The organism is Olleya sp. YS, assembly GCF_029760915.1.
Taxonomy (GTDB): Bacteria; Bacteroidota; Bacteroidia; order Flavobacteriales; family Flavobacteriaceae; genus Olleya.
Window position 1 is genome coordinate 1,113,389 of record NZ_CP121685.1, and the last position, 11,484, is coordinate 1,124,872.

Below are 11,484 nucleotides of genomic sequence, written 5' to 3' on the forward strand. Positions count from 1 at the left end.
TGTGTTATTCTCTAACAAAATAATCAATAATAACCAGTATAGCTATACTAATTAACCCAATAGTAAACAATAATGATCCGTATGGCCAATGCTGAATTTTAAATAGTATACCTAAACCTACACATCCAATACTAAATGCTGCTACAACATAATACATATATTGAAAACCAAAACTAATCTTAAATTTTCTATCAGTGATATACACAGTACCTTCATTAACAAACCACCAACCAAATAATAATGCTAATAGGATATTAAAAACTAAAGGTGGTAGATATAAGTGAAAAATTTTTGTACCATAAATTAAACACCATAAAATTACAATTGCTAGCTTAACATAGTCCATACTATTCTTCTGCGCTTTTAGAAAAAAACGGATAGGATAAAATATCAAAATTCCGACTATTGCACTACTAATTAATACATTAGAGTAAGGCCAATGCATGATTTTAAATAGCGCGCCAATCAATAAAATCGAAAGACAAATACGAAGTATTAAACTGAATTTTTTAGACTGAGAATTATCCAAATATATAAGAGTTATAAAGGATTAATTTGCTCTAATTTTTCTTTAAGTTTTTCTTTTTCTTCAGGGAAAAATCCTTGAACTAATAATAGAAGACCAAACCCTAAAATTACTAATGCAATAATCTTTTTAGTTTTAAAAATAAGTCTAGGTGTTAATTTATTTTTAAGACGTTTTGCAATAGCTATCTTTACTAAATCTGTTAAAGTATAAGCAATTAACATGGTACTTATAAACACAATAACACCATTTTCTGAGGTCGTTATAGTGTTAGCTAATACTATAAAACCTAACCAACCTAATAACACACCTATGTTAATAAAATTAAGTAGAAATCCTTTAAGGAAGAGTTTTCCGTAACCTTTTCTAATTTCTATTTTATGATATTCTCTAACTATAGATCTAAAGGAACGCGATGTTTTTATAAAAGTAATAATACCATATATAACTAATAAAACACCTCCGAAAATTACAAAATTGGGATCTTTTTCTATTTTACCAACTAGTTTTTCTGTACTAAAATAAGCGATAGTAATAAATAAAATATCTGCCAAAATAACACCTGCATCAAAAATTAGTGCGCTTCTTGCACCTTTAGTAGCACTAGTTTCTAATAAAACGAAAAAAACAGGTCCTACGGTAAAAGATAATAGTATACCTAATGGAATTGCTTTAAGAATATCGTCTAACATGAATTATTTACATACGTGAATTACAAAGTAAAGAAAATATTTATTTAACACGTAAGTAGATAGTATATAAAATAAAAAAGCTTCAAAATAAATTTGAAGCTTTAAATCGTTTTTTTGATATAGTATTTATTGATTTTCTTTTATTTCTATACGTCCACCAAAGGTTTGTTTTTTATTTACTGTTTCTGGATTTCCATAAATATAAATATCTCCTCCAGCTGTAATACGTGCATCCACTGTATTACTTGCTTTAACCTCAGCTTCACCTGCTGCTCTAATTTTAACAGTCGTATTTTTGGTTTCAAACGCACGACCTTCATAAATACCTCCTGTATTAAGTGTAATATTTTGGGTGTTAGCTTTTCCTCTAGTTTCTATTATTCCGCCAGAAACAGCTCTTATATTAACTGTATCGACATCTAAACCTACTATAATTGAAGCACCTTCTTGTGCACGCAACTCTATAGTATCTTGCTCAATTAACTCGTTACCCACAATTATTGAACCCTCATTAGCATCAATAGTCTTTAAGTCTGTATAATGTACAGCTACAAATGTTTTGGTACCATCAAAACTACGATCTAGTTTCATACGTACTTTTAAAGTGTTGTTTTTTATAATAATTTCAACATCATCAACATCTTCACCTGTAATCATCACTTTATTTTCATCTGACTTAACAAGACTTACTTTAATTAAATCAAAGACTTTAACTTTATTAAAATCACCTACGTTTTTATTTTTTGGATTTTGAGCGACTAAAATAGTGGTGGTTAAAAATAATACTGCAACTAATAAATGTTTCATTGTAAAAGAGGTTTGTGTTGTAGTAAAGAGGATTCTTTTTTTGATTTGTTACAGTTTTATTATTTCTCGATACTATTTTCTGGTTTTTAAGCAGAAAATCACTCGAACTAACATTGGTTTATTTATCTGTTGCAACACTAACAGCTGTTCCTGTTACTGAAACGTAAAAATAAGAGCCTTGTACAGTTTCAATATCTACAGAAATACCAACAACTGCATTTGCATTTAAATTACTTGCATTAGTTTGTAGCTCTTGAAACGCATGTTCTTTAGCATCATCTATTACTGCTTTGGTAATGTCTTTATTTTTCTCTGTTTTAAAAGAAAATTTTGTTTTCATCTCAAAAGAAGTTCCTGTTATAATACCTTTATATTCAATTATTCTAAAGCCTTCTATTGAGTTTGTAGTTGTAAGTATCATGTTATTTTGTTTTATTTTATTAGTTGAAAATTTTTATAAATTGTTACAATTGTAATAGTAATCGATACAATTCTCCTTAGTTAAATTACTAGAACTAACTGGACTGTAATAACTATTCTTCGTGTTTCCCTATTAATTCAAAATCCAGATGACGCTTGACTAAATCTGCTTGTTTTACTTTAACAACAACCTCATCACCAAGCTGGTACATATTTTTTGTTTCGCGTCCTATTAAAGCAAATTGATCTTGATCAAAGTCATAATGATCATCTTTTATATCTCTAATTCTAACCATTCCTTCGCATTTATTAGAAATAATCTCAACATAAATTCCCCAATCAGTAACACCAGAAATAACACCAACAAATTCTTCGTCTTGATGGTCTTGCATAAATTTGATTTGCATGTATTTAATCGAGTCACGTTCTGCTTTAGTAGCTAGATATTCCATGTTAGAAGAGTGTTTACATTTTTCTTCATACACCTCTGCATTGGCAGATTTTTCTTTATCTAAATAGCGTTGTAATAAACGATGCGCCATCACATCTGGATAACGTCTAATTGGTGATGTGAAGTGACTATAATAATCAAACGCTAAACCGTAATGTCCAATATTATCTGTTGTGTATTCTGCTTTAGACATCGTACGAATTGCTAATGTATCAACCAGATTTTGCTCTTTTTGACCTTGTACATCTGATAATAATTTATTTAAAGAAGCAGCAATATTATCTCGACTTTTAAAATTTAATTTATGTCCAAATCTGGCTACAACACCTTGTAAGGCTGCAAGTTTACTTTCGTCTGGTTCGTCATGTACACGATAGACAAACGTTTTTGGTGGCTTCATTTTAGAGACAAACTCGGATACTTTTTTGTTGGCAAGAAGCATAAATTCTTCAATTAACTTATTAGCATCTTTACTGGTTTTAAAATGAACACCTACTGGATTAGCCTCTTCATCTAAAGAGAATTTTACTTCTACTTTATCAAAACTTATCGCTCCATTACGCATGCGTTTACTACGCATTTTCTTAGCTAATTCATCTAATTTTAAAACAGCATCTGCTATGTTTTGATCAGTTTTATAAGGTTTACCTGTTAACGATACCTCTTGAGGAATCTCATTAGTACCAGACTCTATAATAGCTTGAGCTTCTTCATAAGCAAATCTAGCATCACTATATGTAACTGTACGACCAAACCATTGGTCTTTAATTTCGGCTTTATCATTTATTTTAAATACTGCAGAGAAGGTATATTTTTCTTCATGTGGTCGTAACGAGCATGCTCCATTAGAGAGTATTTCTGGTAACATAGGTACCACACGATCTACTAAATATACTGAGGTTGCGCGCTCATACGCTTCATCATCTAAAACAGTTCCTTCTTTTAAATAGTGTGATACGTCTGCAATATGGATACCTATTTCATATAAGCCATTATCTAAAACTTCAAATGATAAGGCATCATCAAAATCTTTAGCATCTTTTGGATCTATGGTAAAGGTTAAATCTTTACGCATGTCGCGACGTTTTGCAATTTCTTCTGCTTTAATATCTAAATCTATAGTATTTGCATAGTCTTCTACTTCTTTTGGAAATTCGTATGGTAAACCGTATTCTGCTAGTATAGCGTGTATTTCGGTATTATGTTCTCCAGCTTTACCTAAAACTTTAATCACTTTTCCATTTGGTGAATCGGCTTTTTCTGGCCAATCTTCCATAGTAACTACTACTTTGTCGCCATCTTCAGCTTTTAATGTTTTATTAATTGGTACAAAAATATCTGTTTGCATTTTATTACCATCAACCACTACAAAAGCAAAATTTTTGTTTTTATGTATTTGGATAATACCAACATATTCGGTTTTTGCACGTTTGATAATATTAGTTATTTCTCCTTCTAACTTACCACGTTTTCTACGTTTATACACATATACTTCAACTTCGTCACCATTTAATGCTTTATTAACATTGTTAGATGCTATATAAATATCATCTTCAAACGCATCACAAATAACATAACCGTTACCACGTTGTGCAGCATCAAAAATACCTGTGTGATACTCGGTATTTAGAATAGCTTTAAACTTACCACGATCAACTTGTTCAATTTCTTCTTTTGAAGCAAGTTTAGCAAGTGTTTTTATAATTTGGTTTCTGCTACTAGCATCATTAACACCAAGTTTAGCAGCTATTTGTTTATAATTAAAGGATTGGTTTCTATCTTTTTTTAAAATACTTAGAATAGTATTTGTTAGGTTGGAAATCTTATTATGAGATGGTTTCCTTTTTTTCTTTTTTGTCATTTAAATTGTAATCTATTGAATTTCTAAAGTTAACTGAAATTCTGTTATTTTCTAACTTAATATAGGAGGAGAGAAGGTATTAAGTTTATGCAAAGCTACGCTTTTAATATTAAATCAAAATTAAAGTATCATTAACTTTAAATTTTAGACTTATTCACATTTATATTATATATCATTTATTTCTTTTAAAAAATTTGAAAAATAATGATGATGATTATTGCTTGTTAATAGCGGTATAACTTTTTATTATTTTACTTTGAATTAATAGTTAGACTGTTCTATTAACATCTTATTAGTTAGTTAAATCTCTTATTTTAAAGCATATTAAGTATGCTGTTAACAATTGTTAATAATAGCTATTAACGGTATAATTTTAATAAGTAATTTAAAAATTACTGTGTATTAAACTCTTTTTTATGCTTATAAATGACTAAAAAGTAAAGACTAACTTTTTTGGTAGTTAATAATTAATTTTAGTTTGTAAAAAAGAAACTATAATCCTAATAAAAGTTTTAAAAAAGAATAAGAAGATATTAACAAGTAATGAATATTTAAACCAAGAGAAGTTAACAATCTACAGAAGCACTTTAATTTTAAAACTAAAAACAAAATTAATTTTTATGAATAAGTTACCTTGTATTAGTTATTAATACTTGTAAGCAATTATTAACTTTGAAGTCTAAACAACACACTACTACAATGAAAATAGCAATAGGAAACGATCACGCAGGTACAGACTATAAATTTGCAATCGTTAAACATTTAGAAGCCAAAGGAATTACTGTTACTAACTACGGAACAAACGAAAACAGTAGTGTAGATTACCCAGATTTTGTACATCCAGTAGCTACAGATGTAGAAAACAAAGCTGTAGATTACGGAATCTTAATATGTGGTAGCGCTAATGGTGTTGCTATGACAGCAAATAAACATCAAAAAGTAAGAGCTGGTGTATGTTGGACTAAAGAGATTACCGAATTAACCAGACAACATAATAACGCTAATATTATTTGTATACCAGCACGTTATACAGCTGTACAACAAGCAATAGCAATGGTTGATGTGTTTTTAGAGACTACTTTCGAAGGAGGACGTCATCAAAATCGTGTGGATAAAATACCTTTAAGCTGTTAGACAATGGGTCATTCGCACTCACATAACCACTCTCATGATCATGGAGATTTAAAAGGTCGTAATCTTTTAATTTCTATCTTTTTAAATATACTTATTACTGTTGCTCAAGTAATAGGTGGAATACTTTCTGGTAGTTTAGCCTTATTAAGTGATGCTTTACATAATTTTAGTGATGTCTTATCTTTAATAGTAAGTTATGTTGCAGACAGATTATCTAAACGAAAAGCTTCTTTAAATAAAACCTTTGGCTATAAACGTGCCGAAATACTTGCAGCTTTTATCAATGCAGCAACTTTAATAATTGTTGCAGTATTATTAATTATTGAAGCTATAGAGCGTTTTCAAAACCCACAAGATATTGAGAGTAATTTAGTAATCTGGTTATCTTTAATCGCTATTTTAGGTAATGGCTTTAGTGTGTTACTTCTTAAAAAAGACAGCAAATCTAACATGAATATGCGCAGCGCTTACCTACACTTATTAACAGATATGATGGCAAGCGTTGCAGTATTTATAGGTGGATTACTAATGAAGTACTACCAAATTTATTGGGTAGATAGTGCCTTAACTTTAGCAATAGCATTATACTTAATTTATATGGGCTTTGATTTGTTAAAAGCCTCCACTAAAGTATTGATGTTGTTTACTCCAGACGAGATACCTGTAGATGAGATTGTAAAAGAGATTAACGCTTTCGCGGAAATTAAAAACGTTCATCACATACATGTGTGGCAATTAAATGAAGATGAAATACATTTTGAAGCACATATCGATTTTGAAAACGATATAACTTTATCAGAGTTTGATAGTATTTTACATAAGGTTGAAGACTTATTATATGATAAATTTGAAATTAATCACGTTAATATCCAACCAGAGTATGATAAGGATGATGCTAAGGATGTGATTGTTCAAGACTAATAATTACTTTGAAAAAGCAGGAATCTCTTGAATTAAAGAGATACGTCACTTCGAGTGAAATTCTTTTTTAAGAATTTTGTATCGAGAAGATTTAAAAGGTTCTCGATACAATTCTCCTACGTCGAATCACTCGAACTGACGAAATAATATATATATGCTAAATATTATAGTAAAAACCTTTCAAGAATTTACAACACAAGAGTTGTACGACCTACTTCAACTACGTAGTGAAGTATTTGTAGTCGAGCAAAATTGTGTCTATCAAGATATTGATAATAAAGATCAAAACGCATTACACGTAATTGGTTTTAAAGACAACAAAGTTGTGGCTTACACACGACTTTTTAAACCAGGTGATTATTTTGAATTAGCAAGTATTGGTCGAGTAGTGGTTGCAAAAAATGAAAGACACCACAAATATGGTTATGATATTATGAAAGCGTCTATTGACGCTATAAAAACATATTATAACGAAACTAAAATTAAAATTTCAGCACAATGTTACCTGAAAAGCTTCTATAATAATTTAGGTTTTTTTGAAGTAGGAGAGCAGTATCTTGAAGACGGAATCCCTCATGTGGCGATGATTAAAAATTAATCTTCTTTACCAACATAAGTCACTAAAATCTCGACACGTCTATCAAATTTTGGGTCTCCACCAAGTGGGAATTTACGACGCATACCAACATATTTCATACGTTTTTTATCCACACCTTTTTTAGCTAAATAATCATAAATATATTTAGCTCGTGCAACAGATAAGTTTCGTTTTTTTGTCTTTTTATCAATTGCATCGCGACTCATTTGTGTACAACACACATGACCTTGAATGGTAAAATAAATATTCTTTTTGTCTACTAATAACTTTGCTAAATTTTCTAATGTTTTTTTAGACTCTGGAGTAACATAACTATAACTGGTTTTAAAATATATTTTATCTAAAATAATTTTATCCCCTTTTTTTATAGTGCCTTTAGCAATGTCTTCAGTGGTAACTTTTTTCTTCTCTTTAGGTTCGTCTTTTTTTATTTCAGTAACCTCAACCGGTTTTTTCTCTGGTTTTTTTTCTTCTGTTTTAGGGGTAACTATAATTTCTACTTTACGGTTTAATCCTCTTATTTTATGGACTTCTTCTTCGTTTAATACCTTTAATAATATTTCACCTTTACCATTGACGTTGGTAATTAAACTTTCATCAATTCCGTAACCAGAAAATAACTCTTTAATAGTGTTAGCTCTATTCTGAGATAACTCTAAATTATAGTCGTTAGAACCACGATCGTCACAAAATCCATAAATAGATATTTTTTGAATAGGAATGGTATCTAAGCTAGAAATAAACAATAGAATTCTGTTTTCCTCTGTTAAAGGGACGTCATATTCGTCTGTGTTAAAATATACATCATGAGTTAATTCGTTTTGCGAAAAAACCATAGATGTACTAAGTAATATGAAAAGTAATAGATGTTTCATAACTTTAAACTAACATTAAATATACCAAAAATAAAATTTGTTAATTTTTTTCTGATATTTTAGTTTAAATATCTGTTGTATTTTGAAGGATTTGAGAGTATTTCAGTAGCTGTTTTAATAGCCTCATTATTGGTTTTGTAATACTCATATAAACCTTCTCTGTAGACATAACGCTTAACAATTTCTTCAGTTAATAAATTTATTAATTGCTTTTTGTTATCCTCGACTGCTTTAGCTTTAGAGTTATCTAAATTAGTAATTAATGTTTTGTAATCTCTATTGATATCATCATCAAGGTTTTCGGTTTTAGAGACTTCTAACGCTTTTTTGAAGGCTTTTTCAGTTTCGGTTTCAAATTCGAAACCTGTTGTGTTTAAGTAGTTTTTAAACGCATTAAAATCTGAATCTGATAGTTTAAAAGTAGAAATATCATCAACTTTATTAGAGTAATAATATTTAGTCGCATAGTCAAATATACTTTGACTGTTTAGAATAGCATCTGTAATAGCTGTGTTTTTAGTAACCTCAACCGCTTCGTCTGGAAAGACTCCACCACCATCAAATACTTTTCTTCCATTTTTGGTTTTAAACGCGTTATAATTTTCTTGCTTTACTCGTACTGCATTTCCATTTTCATCTCTATTCCAATAATCTAACGCTTGGATGCATCGTCCAGAAGGCGTGTAATATCTAGAAATAGTTACTTTAAGCTGTGTACCATAGGTTAGTTTTTTAGGACGTTGTACCAATCCTTTACCAAAACTTCTAGAACCCACAACAACAGCACGATCTATGTCTTGAAGTGTACCTGCAACAATTTCTGAAGCGGAAGCGCTACGACCATTAATTAAAACTACTACAGGAATCTCTGTATCGACAGGTTCTTTTTTTGTGTAATAGGTTTTATTGTATTTTTTTACTTTGGATTTTGTGGTTACTACCAATTGACCCTTAGGCACAAAAAGATTAACCACATTTACAGCTTCGTTTAATAATCCTCCGGGATTACTTCTTAAATCCAAAATAATTTGTTTAGCACCTTGGGCTTTTAAATCTTTTAATGCATAACCTGTCTGCAGTGACGCTTTGGTATTAAACTTTTGAAGGACGATGTATCCCGTTTTATCGTCAATCATAGAAAAATGTGGCACAGCGTCAATCTCTATTTCAGATCTTGTAACTGTTGCTGTATTGGTTTTTCCTTGACGTTTGTAAGTCACTTTTAAAGCAGAATTTGGCGCACCTTTTAACAAGTTAGACGCATCACCATCATATCCAGAAACAGTTACTCCATCTACAGCAATAATCTCATCTCCAGCTTTTAATCCAGCTTTATCAGCAGGATACCCTTTATAAGGTTCAACAACTACAAGCTTGTCTTTTAAGGTTCTAATACGTGCTCCAACACCAGTATAATCTCCTGTACGACGTATACGTTCTGCTTCAACATCTTGCTCGTTGTAAAATTTAGTATATGGATCTAAATCGTTTAACATGTTTTTAATGGCATTATCCATTAAATCTGCAGGATTAGTTTCGTCCACATAGTTCATATTCAGCTCTTTAAAAAGCGTAGTAAATATCTCTATTTGTTTAGCAATTTCAAAAAAATCGTTCTTAAAAGCGGTTCCTGTAAATAGGATAGTGACAGCAAATATTGGAATTAAAATGCGTCGTTTTAGTAAGTGTTTCATTTGTAATATGTGTTTCTTGAAAGTCTTAAAAAAGTAATTTAAGACTTTACAATTTGGTCTTTAAATTTAGATAGTAGTGTCTTTATTTTAGCATCAACTAGCTTAAAATCTGGCATGTCTTTACTAATATATAAAATCATAAGCGTACAATGGTCAATATTATTGTCTATTAACATAGTTTTATTTAGTCGGTAACCCTCTCTAAGCAATCTTTTTATGCGATTTCTATCCACCGCTTTTTTAAAATAACGTTTACTAACAGACACACCAACTTTTAGAGCATCATCATTTTTTAAATAGACCATCCGCAAAGGATATGCCGAAATGGATTGACCCTCTGCAAACAATTGCTCAATTGCTTTTTGGCTTTTAAGCTTGTCGTGTTTGTTAAACGTGAAGCGCATGAAGATTTAATTATTTAAAACCTTATTTTTTAATCGTTCTTGAAGCTCTACTAATTTACTTTCAAGGTCATGCAATCTGTCGTAAACATCTATTGGTTCTGGCATTTGCTTAGAGGCAAACATAGTCACATACCAAATTTCCATGATATCTTCTGCGTCTATGGTGTATGTTGGATAGTTACCATCTTTGTTATCGCTTTTTAAAATGAGTTTACCACGCTCTTCAATACGGTTAATCACACGTTTTAAAACAATACCATCGTTTTTACTAACAATAACATAAACACGACCATCTTTAACATCGTTTAAATCTTCGACATACTTTCCAAAAACTAAATCACCATCAAAAAAAGTACGCACCATAGAGTTGCCTTGCACTTCAAAACATCTAAAGGTCCCATTGTTTAATTGTGGCATATTAAAAGAGGGTAAGGTTTCGATAAACTCACTATCTCCATAACCATCTAAATAACCAGCTCTAGCTTTTACAGGAACGTAAACAACGTTTTCTTCATTCTCTTGATTAACAGAAATCACTTGAGGGACTCCAGAATATGTTTGAATCTGTGCTACATCCTGCTTTAGCATCACCTCACTTTTACCAAATAAATAGTCTGGATTAATATTAAATTCTTCAATAATAGCACTTAATACATCATAACCAGGTTTTGTTTTTTTACGCGTACCATCCTCTTGTGGGCGACCATTAACAATACTATCTATAGTGGTTCCTGTAACACCTATACGTTTAGAAAACGCATAATTATTAAGCTTAAAATGGTTAATTATTGCTGTAATTTTTTCATCTATTTGTTTCATAGCCTAAAAAATAAAGAGGTTAACACTTTTTACAAAATTTATTGTAAAATGTTTGTTTTAATTTGTAAAATGTTGTATTTTTGTCTCGTTAATGAACTGCTAATATACAAAATTATCTAAAAATCAAACATTTGTATAAATATTAATTAACAAATTATAGATTTTTAAAAGTTATTTTCTTTAAAAATTAAATATTAGCTCAACCATTCAACAAAATGTTAGAATGACTCAAATTTTTATGTCTTAAGTAATTAAGGCTTGATTAAGGTAAACCTGTTAGAA

At 30.2% G+C, this 11,484-nt stretch carries 12 protein-coding genes; 3 read left to right on the top strand and 9 right to left on the bottom strand.

The annotated features are described in order from the left end of the window. Positions 1 to 4: 4 nt before the first annotated feature. The 5 genes from Ollyesu_RS05185 to rnr all read right to left on the bottom strand — a co-directional run bounded on the left by Ollyesu_RS05185 (position 5) and on the right by rnr (position 4,757). Positions 5 to 445 (bottom strand): hypothetical protein, encoded by a 441-nt coding sequence (locus Ollyesu_RS05185; protein ID WP_279302737.1) that lies wholly within the window; start codon positions 443 to 445, stop codon positions 5 to 7. A gap of 95 nt (positions 446 to 540) precedes the next feature. Then, a complete protein-coding gene (locus Ollyesu_RS05190) occupies positions 541 to 1,218 on the bottom strand; it encodes a LysE family transporter (RefSeq protein WP_279302738.1) in 678 nt (225 codons plus the stop codon). Positions 1,219 to 1,344: 126 nt separating this feature from the next. Then, positions 1,345 to 2,025: a DUF2807 domain-containing protein gene (locus Ollyesu_RS05195; protein WP_279302739.1), complete on the bottom strand. Its 681-nt coding sequence runs from the start codon at positions 2,023 to 2,025 to the stop codon at positions 1,345 to 1,347. A 118-nt stretch (positions 2,026 to 2,143) separates the two neighbouring features. After that, on the bottom strand, positions 2,144 to 2,446 hold the full coding sequence (locus Ollyesu_RS05200; RefSeq protein WP_279302740.1) for a heavy metal-binding domain-containing protein: 303 nt from the start codon (positions 2,444 to 2,446) through the stop codon (positions 2,144 to 2,146). A gap of 112 nt (positions 2,447 to 2,558) precedes the next feature. Then, entirely contained in the window at positions 2,559 to 4,757 is a 2,199-nt protein-coding gene (rnr, locus tag Ollyesu_RS05205) for a ribonuclease R (protein WP_279302741.1), read from the bottom strand. A 699-nt stretch (positions 4,758 to 5,456) separates the two neighbouring features. Between rnr and rpiB the strand changes: the two genes are divergently transcribed. The 3 genes from rpiB to Ollyesu_RS05220 all read left to right on the top strand — a co-directional run bounded on the left by rpiB (position 5,457) and on the right by Ollyesu_RS05220 (position 7,410). Beyond that, on the top strand, positions 5,457 to 5,891 hold the full coding sequence (rpiB, locus tag Ollyesu_RS05210) for a ribose 5-phosphate isomerase B (protein WP_279302742.1): 435 nt from the start codon (positions 5,457 to 5,459) through the stop codon (positions 5,889 to 5,891). A 3-nt stretch (positions 5,892 to 5,894) separates the two neighbouring features. Continuing rightward, positions 5,895 to 6,812 carry a cation diffusion facilitator family transporter gene (locus Ollyesu_RS05215; RefSeq protein WP_279302743.1) on the top strand — a complete coding sequence of 306 codons (918 nt, stop codon included), beginning with the start codon at positions 5,895 to 5,897 and terminating at the stop codon, positions 6,810 to 6,812. A gap of 154 nt (positions 6,813 to 6,966) precedes the next feature. Continuing rightward, positions 6,967 to 7,410, top strand: coding sequence for a GNAT family N-acetyltransferase (locus Ollyesu_RS05220; protein WP_279302744.1), 444 nt, complete (start codon positions 6,967 to 6,969; stop codon positions 7,408 to 7,410). Here the strand turns inward: Ollyesu_RS05220 and Ollyesu_RS05225 are convergent. Genes Ollyesu_RS05225 through Ollyesu_RS05240 form a run of 4 tightly spaced genes read right to left on the bottom strand, consistent with a single transcriptional unit; the run spans position 7,407 to position 11,202 of the window. Beyond that, positions 7,407 to 8,285: an OmpA family protein gene (locus Ollyesu_RS05225; protein ID WP_279302745.1), complete on the bottom strand. Its 879-nt coding sequence runs from the start codon at positions 8,283 to 8,285 to the stop codon at positions 7,407 to 7,409. The two genes, Ollyesu_RS05220 and Ollyesu_RS05225, sit on opposite strands and share 4 nt — an antisense overlap. A gap of 59 nt (positions 8,286 to 8,344) precedes the next feature. Beyond that, positions 8,345 to 9,979, bottom strand: a complete 1,635-nt coding sequence (locus Ollyesu_RS05230; protein WP_279302746.1) for a S41 family peptidase — start codon at positions 9,977 to 9,979, stop codon at positions 8,345 to 8,347. Positions 9,980 to 10,017: 38 nt separating this feature from the next. Further along, positions 10,018 to 10,383, bottom strand: coding sequence for a ribonuclease P protein component (gene rnpA, locus Ollyesu_RS05235; RefSeq protein ID WP_279302747.1), 366 nt, complete (start codon positions 10,381 to 10,383; stop codon positions 10,018 to 10,020). A gap of 6 nt (positions 10,384 to 10,389) precedes the next feature. Further along, complete coding sequence (locus Ollyesu_RS05240; RefSeq protein WP_279302748.1) at positions 10,390 to 11,202, bottom strand: LexA family transcriptional regulator; 813 nt, start codon at positions 11,200 to 11,202, stop codon at positions 10,390 to 10,392. Positions 11,203 to 11,484 lie beyond the last annotated feature (282 nt).